The sequence below is a fragment of the Streptomyces sp. SID8374 genome (assembly GCF_009865135.1).
Classification (GTDB): Bacteria; Actinomycetota; Actinomycetes; order Streptomycetales; family Streptomycetaceae; genus Streptomyces.
This window is the reverse complement of the sequence record NZ_WWGH01000001.1, coordinates 2404009-2418844: the sequence shown is the minus strand read 5'-3', so window position 1 is coordinate 2418844 and position 14836 is coordinate 2404009. Positions and strand designations below refer to the sequence as shown.

12 protein-coding genes and 1 tRNA gene are annotated in these 14836 nt (G+C 70.6%); 9 read left to right on the top strand and 4 right to left on the bottom strand.

The genetic code is table 11. The annotated features are described in order from the left end of the window. Positions 1-6 precede the first annotated feature (6 nt). Complete coding sequence (gene aspT, locus GTY67_RS10660; RefSeq protein ID WP_161278502.1) at positions 7-1683, bottom strand: aspartate-alanine antiporter; 1677 nt, start codon at positions 1681-1683, stop codon at positions 7-9. A 319-nt stretch (positions 1684-2002) separates the two neighbouring features. On the opposite strand from aspT, the gene GTY67_RS10655 reads away from it, so the two are divergent. The 7 genes from GTY67_RS10655 (at position 2003) to GTY67_RS10625 (ending at position 11232) form a co-directional block, all read left to right on the top strand. Further along, the gene (locus GTY67_RS10655; RefSeq protein WP_161278501.1) at positions 2003-3328 is read left to right on the top strand and encodes an extracellular solute-binding protein; all 1326 of its coding nucleotides are present in this window, start codon (positions 2003-2005) and stop codon (positions 3326-3328) included. A 130-nt stretch (positions 3329-3458) separates the two neighbouring features. Next, entirely contained in the window at positions 3459-4463 is a 1005-nt protein-coding gene (locus GTY67_RS10650; protein WP_161278500.1) for a sugar ABC transporter permease, read from the top strand. Positions 4464-4477: 14 nt separating this feature from the next. Further along, positions 4478-5398: a carbohydrate ABC transporter permease gene (locus GTY67_RS10645; protein WP_093688551.1), complete on the top strand. Its 921-nt coding sequence runs from the start codon at positions 4478-4480 to the stop codon at positions 5396-5398. A gap of 86 nt (positions 5399-5484) precedes the next feature. Further along, positions 5485-6942: a GH1 family beta-glucosidase gene (locus GTY67_RS10640; RefSeq protein WP_161278499.1), complete on the top strand. Its 1458-nt coding sequence runs from the start codon at positions 5485-5487 to the stop codon at positions 6940-6942. A gap of 166 nt (positions 6943-7108) precedes the next feature. After that, positions 7109-8140 carry a LacI family DNA-binding transcriptional regulator gene (locus GTY67_RS10635; protein ID WP_161278498.1) on the top strand — a complete coding sequence of 344 codons (1032 nt, stop codon included), beginning with the start codon at positions 7109-7111 and terminating at the stop codon, positions 8138-8140. 183 nt (positions 8141-8323) lie between these two features. Continuing rightward, positions 8324-10390, top strand: coding sequence for a TerD family protein (locus tag GTY67_RS10630; RefSeq protein ID WP_202461913.1), 2067 nt, complete (start codon positions 8324-8326; stop codon positions 10388-10390). Between the two features lie 251 nt (positions 10391-10641). After that, complete coding sequence (locus GTY67_RS10625; RefSeq protein ID WP_093688545.1) at positions 10642-11232, top strand: lytic polysaccharide monooxygenase auxiliary activity family 9 protein; 591 nt, start codon at positions 10642-10644, stop codon at positions 11230-11232. 83 nt (positions 11233-11315) lie between these two features. Here GTY67_RS10625 and GTY67_RS10620 read toward each other — a convergent pair. The 3 genes from GTY67_RS10620 to GTY67_RS10610 form a co-directional block, all read right to left on the bottom strand. Then, positions 11316-11388: transfer RNA gene (locus tag GTY67_RS10620), tRNA-His, on the bottom strand. 120 nt (positions 11389-11508) lie between these two features. After that, positions 11509-12114 (bottom strand): oligoribonuclease, encoded by a 606-nt coding sequence (gene orn, locus GTY67_RS10615; protein ID WP_093688913.1) that lies wholly within the window; start codon positions 12112-12114, stop codon positions 11509-11511. Positions 12115-12124: 10 nt separating this feature from the next. After that, complete coding sequence (locus GTY67_RS10610; protein WP_161278496.1) at positions 12125-13345, bottom strand: helix-turn-helix domain-containing protein; 1221 nt, start codon at positions 13343-13345, stop codon at positions 12125-12127. A 182-nt stretch (positions 13346-13527) separates the two neighbouring features. Here GTY67_RS10610 and GTY67_RS10605 point away from each other — a divergent pair, with 182 nt between their 5' ends. Together GTY67_RS10605 and GTY67_RS10600 are read left to right on the top strand one after the other, a co-directional pair. Further along, positions 13528-13692 (top strand): hypothetical protein, encoded by a 165-nt coding sequence (locus tag GTY67_RS10605; RefSeq protein WP_161213680.1) that lies wholly within the window; start codon positions 13528-13530, stop codon positions 13690-13692. Between the two features lie 542 nt (positions 13693-14234). After that, on the top strand, positions 14235-14756 hold the full coding sequence (locus GTY67_RS10600) for a universal stress protein (protein WP_109165551.1): 522 nt from the start codon (positions 14235-14237) through the stop codon (positions 14754-14756). Positions 14757-14836: the final 80 nt, after the last annotated feature.

Here is a 14836-nt window from a genome sequence, read left to right as displayed (position 1 = left end):
GTCATGTCAGGCCCCCAGTACGCCGACGAGGATGGGGCCGGTCAGCGGCAGCAGGAAGTTGGAGAGCGTGTACGTGATGGTGTAGCCGAGCAGCGGTACGGAGCTCTGGGCCACCTGGGTGATGGAGGTGATCGCCGGGGTCGAACACTGCTGTCCGGCGATGGCCCCGATCAGCAGCGGCTTCTCGATCTTCAGCAGCTTCCGCCCGACGATCAGGGAGATCGTCGCGGGGACCAGGACCATGGCGATTCCGGCGAACGGCAGCAGCGCCCCGTACTCCTTGAGCAGCGGCCAGGCCTGCGGCCCCGCCGCCAGTCCCGTACAGGCGATGAAGACGGCCAGGCCCATGTCCTTGAGCGTGGTCGCGGCCTGCGGCGGGAAGGCACCGAAGGTCTGCTTGCGGGAGCGGAACCAGCCGAAGACCAGCCCCGAGATGAGGCAGCCGCCGCCCGTGCCGAGCGACATCGGGACGTCCCCGAGCTTGACCACGATCTGGCCGAGCAGGGAGCCGGCGACGATGCCGAAGCCGATGTAGACGAAGTCGGTGGAGTCGTTCCTGACCACCGCGCCGATCTTGGCGACCAGCCTGTTCAGCCCGCCGCGGGCGCCGACCAGGGTGAGGACGTCGCCGCGCTGGAGGACGGTCTCCCCGCTGGCGGGGAGGTGCTGGTCGTTGCGGAGGACGTCGGTGATGTAGACGCCGTCCTGGCGGAACTCCGGGTGGTTCTTCTCCAGCCGGTCGATGGTCGACCCGGCCGTCGCCTTCTCGGTGACGGCGACCTGGCTGGTGGCCAGCGGGGCGTCGAGTCCCGGGACGGCCGGGGTCTCCGGGCCGATCTCCCGGCCCGCCTCGATGATCGCCGAGCGCCGGCCGACGACCTGGACCAGGTCGCTGAGCGTCAGCTCCAGTCCGGGGGAGGGCGTCAGCAGCTTGCTGCCGCGCTTGATCCCCTCGACGGTGATGTGGCCGCCCAGCGCGCGCTCCAGATCGCCGACCGTACGCCCGTCGGCCAGCGTCACCAGGTAGGTGCGGCCGACCGTGCCGGGCAGCGCCTCACGCTCGTCGGACTCCAGTCCGGCCTGGCCGCCGCGCATCTTCTCCCACAGCTCGCGGGAGGCGTCGGCCAGGTTGATGCGGAGCAGCATCGGCATGATCTGGCTGGTGAAGAGGACGATGGTGATCAGGCCGAACAGGTAGCAGACCGTGTAGGCGGTCGCCACGTGCCCCTGGTACTGGGTGATCTGCTCCGAGGTCAGGTCGCTGAGCTTGCCGATCGCCTCGGTGGCCGTCCCCACGACGGCGGACTCGGTGGCCGCCCCCGCCAGGATCCCGGCCGCCGTGCCGACGTCCAGGTCGAAGGCCTTGGCGAGCCCGTAGGCGATCCCGAGGACACAGACCAGTTCGATCAGGCAGAGCGCGAAGAAGCGCAGGCTGGAGCGGTTGAGGTTGGCGAAGAACTGCGGCCCGGCCATATAGCCGAGCGAGAAGATGAACAGCGCGAAGAAGACAGTCTTGACGTCGTCGTCGACGCTGACGTGCCGGGTGCCGATCAGCAGGGAGACGATCAGCGTGCCGCAGATGCCGCCGAGCGTGATCGGGCCGACGCGGAGCTTGCCGACCAGGTAGCCGGCGGCGAGGCAGAAGAAGAGGGCCAGTTCGGGATGGTCGCGCAGTACGCCCATCCCGCGTCACTCACCCGGTCCGGTGCTGGAGACCAGCATGATCAAAGGGGACATAAAGGCGAAATTAACAGGGGTGGTCCCTCCCGGCACCTCGCCCGCTTCCCGCTGCTCCCGTTCACCTCTCGACGGGTGGCCGGGTGCGACGTCCCCGCGTGACGTGGTGGACATCCGGCGGCAACGGATTCGTCTTCAACTCTTGACACTCACCCCCTTGAGGCAGGAACCTTCCGGCATCGGCGCATGGGAGCGCTCCCACACCACGGGGAGGGGATCTCGCGCGCTTCCTTCCGTAGGACTCCCCGGAACAAGGAGCAGTGGAATGCGCATCACCCGCAGCGTTGCCGGTCGACGCCGTAGAACCGCGATCGTGGCCACCACCGGCCTCACGGTCACCGCCCTCCTGCTCACCGGCTGCGGCGGCTCGTCCGACTCCGGCAGCAAGGGCGCCGACGCCGACGGCAACATCACGCTGACCGTGGCCGACTTCGGCCAGTTCGGGTACAAGGAGGCCGGGCTCTTCGAGAAGTACCACGAGCTGAACCCGAAGATCACGGTCAAGGAGGACACCACCGCCGAGGAGAAGAACTACTACCCCAAGCTGCTCCAGCAGCTGAACTCGGGCAGTGGCCTCGCCGACGTCCAGGGCATCGAGGTCGGCCGGATCAAGGAGATCGTCGACACCAAGGCGGACTCCTTCGCCGACCTCTCCAAGGTGATCGACGTCGACGAGTGGGTCTCCTGGAAGGCCAAGCAGGCCACCGCCCCCAGCGGCGCGATGATCGGCGCGGGCACCGACATCGGCCCCATGTCCCTCTGCTACAACCGCGAGCTGTTCGAGAAGGCCGGGCTGCCCACCGACCGCACCGAGGTCGCCAAGCGGACGGCCGGCGGCTGGGAGGACTTCCTCGCACTCGGCGAGGAGTACAAGAAGAAGGCGCCCAAGGGCACGTACTTCATGGACTCCGCCAGCGCCATGTTCAACGCGGTCGTCAGCTCCAGCCCCGAGCAGTACTACGACGCGAGCGGCAAGCCCGTCTACAAGGAGAGCGCCAGCGTCAAGAAGGGCTGGGACCTGGCCGCCGAGGCCGCGTCCAAGAAGCTGACGCAGGGCCTGGCCCAGTTCGAGGACCAGTGGCAGGCGGCCCTGCGCAAGAGCACCGTCGCCACCGTCGTCTGCCCCGCCTGGATGGCCGGCCAGATCTCCACGTACGCCGGTGACGCCAACAAGGGCAAGTGGGACATCACCAGCGCCCCCGGCGCCACCGCCGCCAACTGGGGCGGCTCCTTCCTCGCCGTACCGAAGTCCGGCAAGAACGTCGACGAGGCCGCCAAGCTCGTCAAGTGGCTGACCGCCCCCGAGCAGCAGGCCGCCGTCTTCAAGGCGATCGGCGTCTTCCCGTCCAACCAGGGAGCCTACGAGCTGCCCGACGTGAAGACCGCCACCCTGCCGTACTTCAACAACGCCCCCATCGGCCAGATCTACGCGGACGGGGCGAAGTCCATCCCCGAGGCGGTGCTCGGCCCGAAGGACGGCGTGATCAAGGACTCGATCTCCACGCAGATCAACAACATGGAGCAGCGCGGCACGAAGCCGGACGCGGCCTGGGACGTCGCGGTCCGCACGATCGACAAGGCGATCGGCTGAGCTGAACCGGCCGCACGCCGGGGCGGGCGGGTGACTCCTGCCGCGCCCGCCCGCCCCGGCCGCCCGTCACCGGCCCGCCCACTCCATGACTCAGCCGCCCGCCGGCGCCCCCAGGGAAGGACTCCCGCCCGTGGCAACCTCGACCCCCACCCGGGACGCGTACGCATCCCCGCCCCGCGAACCGCAGAAGGAACCACCGTCCGAGCGGCGGCAGTTGTGGCGCAGTCGGCTGTGGCGGTTCGACGACAAGGCGTCCCCGTACGCGTACATAGCGCCGTTCTTCCTGGTCTTCGGCGCCTTCGGCCTCTACCCGCTCCTCTACACCGGCTGGATCGCCCTGCACCGGGTGGAGATGACCGGCCTGGACACCATGGAGTGGGTGGGCTGGGAGAACTTCGACAAGATCCTGCACGACCCGGAGTTCTGGACCTCGGTCAGCAACACCTTCCTGATCGGCGTCATCTCCACCGTCCCGCAGCTCCTGGTGGCCCTCGGCCTCGCCCACCTCCTCAACTACCGCCTGCGCGCAAGCACGTTCTGGCGCACGATCATCCTGACGCCGTACGCGACCTCGGTCGCCTCGGCCGCCCTCGTCTTCGCACTGGTCTTCCGGGCGGACGGCGGACTGCTCAACTGGACGCTCGGCCTCGTCGGCTTCGACCCGGTCAACTGGGCCAACGGACACTGGACTTCGAAGCTCGCGATCTCGATCATCGTGATCTGGCGCTGGACCGGCTACAACGCGCTGATCTACCTCGCGGCCATGCAGGCGGTCCCCAACGACCTCTACGAAGCGGCCTCGTTGGACGGCGCCTCGCGCTGGCAGCAGTTCCTCAAGGTGACCATCCCCTCGCTGCGGCCGACGATCCTGTTCACGATCGTCATCTCGACCATCGGCTCCATGCAGCTGTTCGGTGAGCCGCTGCTGCTGGAGGGCGGCGCGATGGGCGCCACCGGCGGCAACGAGAACCAGTACGAGACGCTCAGCATCTACCTCTACAACTACGGCTGGAACCTCGGCCATCTCGGTCCGGCCGCCGCCGTCGCCTGGGCGATGCTGGCACTGCTGCTCCTCATCGCAGGCGTCAACTGGCTCATCGGCCGCTACGTCCGCACGTCCGATTCCGCGGTCTGACCGGGAGCGATTCCATGACCATGACCAGCCCCACACCCACCGCCCCCGTGCGGCTCGCGCCGTCCCCGACGGGCGGCCGGCCGGACCGCCCGAGCCGCTTCAGGATGGGCGCGGGCCAGCAGATGAAGGGCGGCCCGTTCGCGTACATCGCGCTCGCCGTCGTCGGCTTCGGCTCGCTGCTGCCGCTGTACTGGACCCTGGTGGCGGCCTCCCGTACCCAGGACGAAGTCCTCGCCTCCACACCGCCGTTCCTCCCGGGCGGCCAGCTCGTGGAGAACGTCCGGACGGCCTGGGAGCAGGCCAACCTCGGCAAGGCGATCGTCAACAGCATCATCGTCTCGTCGTCCATCACGGCCGCGACGCTCTTCTTCTGCACGCTCGCCGGATATGCCTTCGCCAAGATGCGCTTCCGGGGCCGGGGCTGGCTGATGACCGCCGTCATCGCCACGCTCACGATCCCGCCGCAGCTCAGCGTGGTCCCGCTCTTCATGATGATGTCCGGCCTCGGCTGGGGCGGCCAGCTCGAATCGGTGATCTTCCCGACGCTGGTGAGCGCGTTCGGCGTGTTCTTCATGCGCCAGTACCTGATCGAGGCGCTGCCGTACGAGCTGATCGAGGCGGCCAAGATCGACGGGGCGAACAACTTCCGCATCGTGGTGAGCGTGGTGCTGCCGGTGGCCCGCCCCGCGATGATGGTGCTCGGGATGCTCACCTTCGTCCAGGCGTGGAACGACTTCTTCTGGCCCTACCTCGCCCTGAACCAGCAGAACCCCACCCTTCAGGTGGCCCTCGGCCAGCTCAGCGCCTCGTACACCCCCGACCAGTCCATCGTCATGGCGGGCGCGCTGATCAGCACGCTGCCGCTGCTGCTGGTCTTCGTGCTCTTCGGCAAGAAGATCGTCGGCGGGATCATGTCGGGTGCGGTCAAGGGCTGACGCCACGAGCGGTGCGGCCGGCCGGGACCGCACCGCCCCCTCCACCTCATCCCCCTCCTCCACCACCCCTATGGGAGCGCTCCCACATGACAGCAGTACGATCCGAAACAGCTCCGCAGCAGGCAGCCTCCGCCCCCGCCCCCTTCCCGACGGGCTTCATCTGGGGCGCCGCCACGGCCGCGTACCAGGTGGAAGGGGCGGCCGCCGAGAACGGCCGCACCCCCTCCATCTGGGACACCTTCAGCCACACCCCCGGCAAGGTGCAGAACGGCGACACCGGAGACGTGGCCGCCGACCACTTCCACCGCTACCGCGACGACGTCGCCCTGATGAAGCGGCTCGGCCTCAAGGCGTACCGCTTCTCCGTCTCCTGGTCCCGCGTCCAGCCCACCGGCCGGGGCCCCGCCGTCGAACGCGGCCTGGACTTCTACCGCTCGCTCGTCGACGAGCTGCTGGCGGCCGGCATCACGCCCGTCGCCACGCTCTACCACTGGGACCTGCCCCAGGAGCTGGAGGACGCGGGCGGCTGGCCCGAGCGCGCGACGGCCGAACGGTTCGCCGACTACGCGGCCATCATGGCCCGTGCGCTCGGCGACCGGGTCGGGATGTGGACGACGCTCAACGAGCCCTGGTGCACGGCCTTCCTCGGTTACGGCTCCGGGGTCCACGCCCCCGGCCGCACCGAATCGGCCGCCGCACTGCGGGCCGCCCACCACCTCAACCTGGCCCACGGCCGGGCGACCGAGGCGCTGCGCGCCAACCTCCCCGCTGCCGCGCAGACCTCGGTCACCCTCAACCTCCACCAGGTGCGCCCGCTGACCGGCAGTGAGGCGGACGCGGACGCGGCGCGCCGGATCGACGCGGTGGGCAACCGGATCTTCACGGGCCCGATGCTGAAGGGCGCGTACCCGGAAGACCTGCTGACCGACACCGAACGCATCGTGAACTGGCCGGAGTTGATCCACGACGGGGACCTCGCCGCCATCGCCGCCCCCATCGACGTGCTCGGCGTCAACTACTACACGCCCACGATCGTCTCCACGCCCGCCTCCGGCGCCGGTGACACCCGCAACGACGGCCACGGCAACAGCGACCACTCGCCGTGGCCGGGCTCGGAGCACGTCGCGTTCCACCTGGCCGAGGGCAAGCCGCGTACGGCCATGAACTGGTCGGTCGACCCGGACGGCCTCCACGCCCTCCTCATGGACGTCACCCGCGAGAACCCGGGCCTGCCGCTGATGGTCACCGAGAACGGCGCTGCCTTCGAGGACACCGTGGCCGCGGACGGCCAGGTCCACGACCCGGAGCGGATCGCCTATCTGCACGGCCATCTCGCCGCCGTACAGCGGGCGGTGGCCGACGGGGCCGACGTACGCGGCTACTTCCTCTGGTCGCTGATGGACAACTTCGAGTGGGGGTACGGCTATGCGAAGCGGTTCGGCGCGGTGCACATCGACTACGAGACCCAGCTCCGCACCCCCAAGGCGAGCGCGCACTGGTACAGCGAGGTGATCGCACGGCACGGGCTGCCGCCGGAGGCGTGACGCCTCGAAGGCCGTGGGCCCCGGTGGCGGCAGACCGGGGCCCACACCTTCACCCGGTCCTGGGAGCGCTCCCAATACACTGTCCGTACGCTCGTCGGAGTGATCGATCCAGGACTTGGATTGACTGTACGGCTGTGAGAAATTGACCGGGAACGGGGAGGCAGCCATGGCGGCAGCGCGAGTACGGAACGGCGGGCGGCCCACGCTCGAAGAGGTCGCGGCCCGGGCCGGCGTCGGCCGCGGCACCGCCTCCCGGGTCATCAACGGCTCGCCCCGGGTCAGCGAAGCGACCCGCGAGGCGGTCGAGGCGGCCGTCGCCGAACTGGGCTACGTCCCCAACCGCGCCGCCCGCGCCCTCGCCGGCAACCGCACCGACGCCATCGCGCTGGTCGTGCCGGAGCCGGAGACCCGCTTCTTCGCCGAACCGTACTTCTCCGCCATAGTCCGAGGCGTGGGCGCCGCCCTCGCCGACACCGAGATGCAGCTGCTCCTCACCCTCGCGGGCAACGACCGCGAGCGCCGCCGACTCGCCCAGTACCTGACGGCGCACCGGGTCGACGGGGTCCTCCTGGTCGCGGTGCACGCCGACGACCCGCTGCCCGAACTGCTGGAACAGCTGGGCATGCCCTGCGTGATCAGCGGCGCCCGGCACGCGAACGAGCCGCTGGCCTCGGTCGACTCGGACAACTTCGAGGGAGCGCGGGCCGCCGTCGACCACCTGATCTCCCGGGGCCGCCGCTCGGTCGCCACGATCACCGGCCGCCTGGAGGTCTACGGTGCCCAGCGCCGCCTCGACGGCTACCGCGCCGCCCTCGCCGCCGCGGGCCTGCCCCCGGACGAACGCCTCATCGCCCCCGCCGACTTCACCGAGGAGGGCGGCGCCCGGGCGATGCGCGAACTCCTGGCCCGCCGCCCCCACCTGGACGCGGTCTTCGCCGCCTCCGACGTGATGGCGGCCGGCGCCCGCCAGGTCCTGCGCGAGGCGGACCGGCGCATCCCCGAGGACGTGGCCCTGATCGGCTTCGACGACTCGGTGGTCGCCCGCCATATGCACCCGGCCCTCACCAGCGTCCGCCAGCCGATCGAGGAGATGGGCCGCCGGATGGCCCAGCTCCTGCTGGAGGAGATCGCGGGGCGGACGGGGGAGCGGCCGACGGTGGTGCTGCCCACGGAGCTGGTGGTGCGGGACTCCTCGTGACGGCGGCCGTGGCGCGTGAGCGCGGTGGCGGGGCCTCCGGATTTCACAAGTTCTTCACGCGCCCGCGATGTGACGGCTAATGTTCGCTGCGTACGGCGACTGTGTGACGCACCACACACGTCACACAGCGGGCTGCCGGGTGCGTTCCGAGCGGCTGTGCATCCGGGGGGCCTCGTGCACGAGATGGTCAAGGGCGCCAACGTCGGTCTGGCGGCGCTGAGCGAGAACGTCGGCTCGGTGGTGGTCGGCCTGGGCTGGAGCAGCGCTACGGGGGAGGGCGACGCGGACGTCTCCGTCCTCCTCCTCGACGGCGACGGCAAGGTCCGCAGCGACGACGACTTCTGCTTCTACAACAACCCCGTGGCCGGCAGCGGAAGCGTGCAGTTGCTCGGCAAGACACCCACGGCCGACGGCAGCGAGGACCGGATCAGCTTCGATCTGGACGCCGTGCCGCAGGAGATCGACAAGGTGGTCGTCGCCGCCAGCCGCTACGGCGGATCCCGCTTCGGCGAGCTGCACGACCTCCGCCTCACCCTCGCCGACGGCGCGGGCGACAGCCTGGTCCGGTTCGCCGTCGAGGAGGCCGACGAGGTCAGCGCGGTGATCTTCGGCGAGCTCTACCGGCGGTCGGGGGAGTGGAAGTTCCGGGCCGTCGGCCAGGGGTACGCATCGGGGCTCGCCGGGCTGGCGACCGACTACGGCGTGGATATCGACGACGACGCGGCGGAAGAGGCGCCGGAGCAGGGCGAGCATGAGCAGGAGCCCGACGAGGGGCCGCCGGAGACTGACGCGGACGGTGCCACGGGCGCGGGTGCGCCGCCCGCCGCCCCGGAGGTCCGGGTCCCCGGCCAGGCCACCGCCGCCCGCGCGGAAGAGGCGCCCCCGGCTCCGGACCCGCTCACCCCGCCCAAACCCGCACGCCGTCCCCGTACGGCGAAGAAGAAGGTCACCCTCCCCCGTACGACCAGGAAGAGCCTCGCCGACAACGAGTCGTGGCGGTCGGCCCGGCTGTTCCCCGTCTCCGCGCTCAAGAGCGACCGCGAGCGCGAGACCCGGGCCACCTCGGTCGTCCTGTCGGTGATGGCGCAGGTGCCGGAGTTCGGCCGCCGCCTCACCGCCGGGTTCGGCGCCCCGGCCGGCCGGATGGAGACGTACACCGAGGTGACCCTGCCGCACGGGGAGTCGCCCCGGCGCCCGGACGGGGTGGTCCGGGTGGAGCGGGCGGGCAAGCTGTGGACGGCGCTCGTCGAGACCAAGACCAACGGGAACGCGCTCAAGCCCGACCAGGTGCAGGCGTACATGGACATCGCCGCCCGCCGGGGGTACGAGGCCGTGATCACGCTCTCCAACGATGTGGCGCTCGAAGGCAGTCCGCTCGTCGACGTGCGGATCGACGGCCGGCGCAAGCACAAGGTGGCCCTCTGGCACCTGTCCTGGGCCGAGGTCGTGCACCAGGCGCAGATGCTGATCCGCCACGAGGGCGTCGGCAACGCCGCCCACGCCTGGCTGCTCCAGGAGCTGCTGCACTACCTCCAGCACGAGAACTCCGGCTGCCACGGCTTCCAGAACATGGGCGCGGCCTGGGTCCCGGTCCGCCGGGGCATCGACGAGGAGACCCTGTGCCAGGGCGACGCCCGGGCCCTGGAGGTCATCGAGAACTGGGAGCGCCTGGTCCGCCAGGTCTGTCTGCGGCTCGGCGGTGAGCTGGGGCAGAAGGTCCTGCCGGTCCAGCGCACCCGGCGCGGCTCCGATCCGCGCATCCGCCGCACCGAGCTCGCCGACCACCTCTGCGAGCAGGGGCGGCTGAACGCCGAGATCCGGATCGAGGGCACCCCGGGCGTCCTGGCGATCACCGCCGACCTGCGCACCGGCAAGCTCCGTACGTCGATCGAGGTCCCGTCCGCCGAGCCGGGCTACCCCCTCAGCCGGGTCAAGCGGCTGATCCGGCGCCTCTCCGAGGCCCCCGCCGACCTGCACATCGAGACGCTCGTCGAGGGCCAAGGCACCGGGCCGCGCGGCACGCTGGAGCGGCTGCGCCCGGAGCCCGCCGACATCGTCCCCAAAGACGGGGCGCAGATCACCGGCTTCCGGCTCTCCCTCTTCAAGGGCATGGGTACCGGCCGGGGCAGCGCCGAGACCGGTTTCATCCGCAGTGTCGACGAGGCGGTGGACCGCTTCCACGCCCAGGTCGTCGCCCAGGTGGAGGCCCCGGCCGCCCGCCGTACCCGGAGCGAGGCGCCGACCGGCTGACGACGGACCCGGCCCCGTGGACCGGCCCCCGCCTTCGGGCGGGGGCCGGTCCGTCGTGCCGCCAGTGGTATGGACATGACCAAAAGGCAGGACTAGCCTCCGTCTTGGTCTAGACCAAGTGCGACGAGCCGTCGCCGGTCCCGGCCGATGGATCGATCGAACCGCCGATCCACCGATCCGCCGATCCGCCGATCCATCGATCCACTGGTCCATCTGTCCGCAAGCTCCACCCCTCACCTCAGGAGCACCACATGCGCAGAAAGATCACCGCCTTACTCCTCGGCCTCGGCGTCGCCGGGGCCTCCCTGCTGGCCACCTCCGGCAGCGCACAGAGCCACGGCTACACCGATTCGCCCATCAGCCGGCAGCAGCTCTGCGGCAACGGGACCGTCCGCAACTGCGGGCAGATCCAGTGGGAGCCGCCGAGCGTCGAAGGCCCCAAGGGGTTCCCGGCCGGCGGCCCCCGGGACGGGCTGATCTGCGCCGGAGGCAACCAGCGCTTCGCCGAGCTGGACGACCCGCGCGGCGGGGCCTGGCCCGCCTCCGCCGTACGGGCCGGGCAGAGCCACACGTTCCGGTGGCGGATCACCGCCCGGCACGCCACGACCGACTTCCGGTACTACGTCACCAAGGACGGCTACAACCCCGCGAAGCCGCTCACGCGCGCCGATCTGGAGCCGCAGCCGTTCCTCACGGTGCCGTTCGGCGGCCGGCAGCCGGGTGCCACGGTCACCCATGACGGCACCCTGCCGCAGAAGTCGGGCAGGCACCTGATCCTCGGCGTCTGGACCATCGCGGACACCGGCAACGCGTTCTACGCCTGCTCCGACGTCACGTTCTGATCTGACCGGAAGAGCAGAAGCGAAGGCCGGAGGAGCAGGCACGAAGAAGGGCCCCGGTCCGAAGACCGGGGCCCTTCCCTCAGGGTGAGTAACGGGACTTGAACCCGCGACATCCTGGACCACAACCAGGTGCTCTGCCAGCTGAGCTATACCCACCATGTCGCCCGGTCGTTTCCGACCGGCCGAGAAAAAGTGTACAGGGTCCGGGAGGGTGCTCGCGCCCCCGTTTCCCGGGGCCGGTCTGCGGGCGCTCACACGCCCGTGACCAGCGGTTTTCTACGGTGTGGTGCGGACCACGTGGCGCGCCGCGATCTCCTTGGCGCGCTCCGAGTCCGGGCCGGGCTGCGGCACGAAGACCGCCTCCCGGTAGTACCGCAGCTCCGCGATGGAGTCGCGGATGTCCGCCAGCGCCCGGTGGTTGCCGTTCTTCTCCGGGCTGTTGAAATACGCCCGGGGATACCAGCGGCGGGCCAGCTCCTTGATCGAGGACACGTCCACGATGCGGTAGTGGAGGTACCCCTCCAGCTTCTGCATGTCCCGCGCCAGGAAGCCGCGGTCGGTGGAGACCGAGTTTCCGCAGAGCGGGGCCTTGCCCGGCTCCTTCACATGCTCGCGGACGTACGCCAGGACCTGCTCCTCGGCGTCGGCCAGGGTGGTGCCCCCGGCCAGCTCGTCGAGGAGGCCCGAGGCGGTGTGCATCTGCCGCACCACCTCGGGCATGGTCTCCAGGGCCGCGTCCGGCGGGCGGATCACGATGTCCACCCCGTCGCCGAGCACGTTCAACTCCGAGTCGGTGACCAGGGCGGCCACCTCGATGAGTGCGTCGTCCGTCAACGAGAGCCCGGTCATCTCGCAGTCGATCCACACCATGCGGTCGTTCATGCGCCCCACCCTACGGGGCGCTCCGCTGTCCCGGCAGGGCCGGGCGCCCGGGAACGTACGCGTCAGGGACCGGCAGCGAGTGCTCCGAGGAGCCCGCCGACGCCGATACGGGGACCGGAGCACCGGAGGGCGCCGGGGCGCTCCTGCGGCCGGACGGCGAGCCCTGGCTGGGCACGACCGTCTCCAGCACCGTCGCGGCGCTCTCCGCCACCCCCTGCGGACGACGGGCCCGGTAGGCGGCCCGGTACGCGGCGGGGGAGGAGCCGAGCTGGCGGCGGAAGTGCCCGCGCAGCGCGACCGGTGAGCGGAAGCCGCAGCGGCCGGCGACCTCGTCGACCGAGTAGTCGGAGGTCTCCAGCAGCCGCTGTGCCTGGAGCACCCGCTGGGTGATCAGCCACTGGAGCGGTGCGCTCCCCGTGAGCGAGCGGAACCTGCGGTCGAAGGTCCGCCTGCTCATGTAGGCGCGCGCCGCGAGCGTCTCCACGTCGAACTGCTCGTGCAGATGCTCCAGCGCCCAGGCCACGACCTCGGCGAGCGGGTCGGAGCCGATCTCTTCAGGTAAAGACCTGTCCAGGTAGCGCTCCTGCCCGCCGCTGCGCCGCGGCGGCACGACGAGCCTGCGGGCGAGCGCGCCCGCCGCCTCCGTGCCGTGGTCGGTGCGGACTATATGGAGGCAGAGGTCGATACCCGCCGCCGTGCCGGCGGAGGTGAGCACATCGCCGTCGTCCACGAAGAGTTCGCGCGGATCGACGTGCACCGACGGATAGCGCTTGGCCAGCGTCGGCGCGTACATCCAGTGCGTGGTGGCGGGTCGGCCGTCCAGCAGTCCGGCCGCCGCGAGCACGAAGGCTCCCGTGCACAGGCCGACGATGCGGGCGCCCTCCTCATGGGCGCGCCGCAGCGCGTCCAGTGCCTCGGCGGGCGGCGGCGAGGTGATCGACCGCCAGGCGGGCACCACCACGGTGCCTGCCCTGCTGATCGCCTCCAGGCCGTACGGCGTGGTCAGTTCGAGTCCACCCGTCGTGCGCAGCGGTCCGTCCTCGCCGCCGCACACCAGCAGGCGGTAGCGGGGAACTCCCGCGTCCTGCCGGTCGATTCCGAAAACGGAGAGCGGGATGGAGCTCTCGAAGATAGGGCCGCCGCTGAAGAGCAGCACGGCAACGACTTCCCGGCGTCGCCGCCCGGTCAGCTTGCGTGCGGCCTCCGTCGCGGTGGCGGAGTCCTGGCTCATGACGCTAAGCCCCCCTCGGTGTTCGCGTCTCCCTGGTCCTTACGGGCCTGCCGCTCCTGCACGTTTCCCCTCGGTTTCGCACGTTTCCCCAGTCCCCGATTTTCAAGATCGAATCTACTGCGTCGCGTGGCCCCGCCGTGACACCTTCCCCCACCGGCGCTATGTCGATAAGGAAACGTGGCGTGAAGCGTTCGATCACGAAGCGTTTCACCCGCGAAGCGCACAGGGAAGTGCCCTTCGCGAACGTGGCCCGTCCGCGTCGGGTGAAAGCGTACCGCGCGGTCTCTTCCTGCCTGGTGGGTGGTGGGCTGTCCGGCCATTCCGCGAAGGGTTCGGCCAGGATGTGAAGTTGGCTGAAAACAAACGGTTGCGTGCGCGGGTTCCAGTCACGCCGGGCGCACAACTTCCGCCTGACGACCGCCCCGATGCGCTCCCCTCGCCCCCCTCGGTACGTGGCGTGTTCGGGCCGCCGGGGCGGAAGGTGACGGGCCGGAGGGGTGCGGTCGGCCCCTGGGGAGGTGTGAGCCGGATTACCGACCGCCGGGCCACAGGCGCCGAGAATCGGCGATGCCGTCCGGCGGCCCGGCGCGCACCTCTCCCCGGGGGGCCGTAGGGCCGCCCAAGGCCCCGAAAACAGGGCGGTCGCCCTCGTCCGGCCCGCCCGGAGGCCCGTGTACGACACAACCGGCATTGCCATACCGGACCGCCTCGGGCATGCTCCCTCCAACGTCACGCGTGCTTTTGCGGGGGTCTGGGCAGCTGAGGAGTGACGCCGTACCCTTGGGGGTATGGCGTTGGGAAGATGATTCCCGGACAGAGCCACATCACCAGCTGACGCACCTCTCGAAACCGCTCCCTCCTCACGAGGATTCTCTTCGCCGAGACACCGATGGCCGGTCACGAAATCCCTGAACCCAAAGACCGCAAGCAGGTAGCCGACCCCCGGTCGGAGCCGCGGACGGTCGAAGAAGGACGCCATGCGTGCGATCCCGCCTTCCGGCACGGAGTGGTGGTCGGCTTCGACGGCTCCACCTCCAGCGAGCGGGCCCTCGCCTACGCCATCGGCATGGCCGGCAGATCGGGCTCGGGCCTGATCATCGTCCACGTCGCCAACCGGCTCCCGACGACGGTCTGGGCAGGCTGCGAGCCCCCCGTCTTCGTCGACGTCCCCGACCACCGCACCGAGGTCCTCGGCCTGGAGCTGGCCTGCGCGGACTACCTCTCCGACGTCCCCTGGGTGCTGGTGGAGCGCGGCGGCGACATCTGCCACGAGCTGGAGGAGGTCGGCCGCGAGTATTCCGCCGACGCCATCGTCGTCGGCTCCACGCACGGCATCGTCGGCCGCATCTTCGGCTCGGTGGCGGGCCGCCTCGCCCGCCGCGCCCAGCGCCCGGTCGTCGTCATCCCCTGAACAGCTCCTGACGCACGGCCAGAAGGCCCCGCCACGCAACGAGTTGGGCCCCGCACCGTCTCTCGGTACGACGGTGCGGG

Excerpts from the sequence above, each read along its gene's own strand:
- GTY67_RS10600 (WP_109165551.1), top strand. The coding sequence starts at position 14,235 with ATGGCCGGTCACGAAATCCCTGAACCCAAAGACCGCAAGCAGGTAGCC.
- GTY67_RS10640 (WP_161278499.1), top strand. The coding sequence starts at position 5,485 with ATGACAGCAGTACGATCCGAAACAGCTCCGCAGCAGGCAGCCTCCGCC.
- GTY67_RS10645 (WP_093688551.1), top strand. The coding sequence starts at position 4,478 with ATGACCATGACCAGCCCCACACCCACCGCCCCCGTGCGGCTCGCGCCG.
- GTY67_RS10625 (WP_093688545.1), top strand. The coding sequence starts at position 10,642 with ATGCGCAGAAAGATCACCGCCTTACTCCTCGGCCTCGGCGTCGCCGGG.
- aspT (WP_161278502.1), bottom strand. The coding sequence starts at position 1,683 with ATGGGCGTACTGCGCGACCATCCCGAACTGGCCCTCTTCTTCTGCCTC.
- GTY67_RS10655 (WP_161278501.1), top strand. The coding sequence starts at position 2,003 with ATGCGCATCACCCGCAGCGTTGCCGGTCGACGCCGTAGAACCGCGATC.
- GTY67_RS10610 (WP_161278496.1), bottom strand. The coding sequence starts at position 13,345 with ATGAGCCAGGACTCCGCCACCGCGACGGAGGCCGCACGCAAGCTGACC.
- GTY67_RS10635 (WP_161278498.1), top strand. The coding sequence starts at position 7,109 with ATGGCGGCAGCGCGAGTACGGAACGGCGGGCGGCCCACGCTCGAAGAG.
- orn (WP_093688913.1), bottom strand. The coding sequence starts at position 12,114 with ATGAACGACCGCATGGTGTGGATCGACTGCGAGATGACCGGGCTCTCG.
- GTY67_RS10630 (WP_202461913.1), top strand. The coding sequence starts at position 8,324 with ATGGTCAAGGGCGCCAACGTCGGTCTGGCGGCGCTGAGCGAGAACGTC.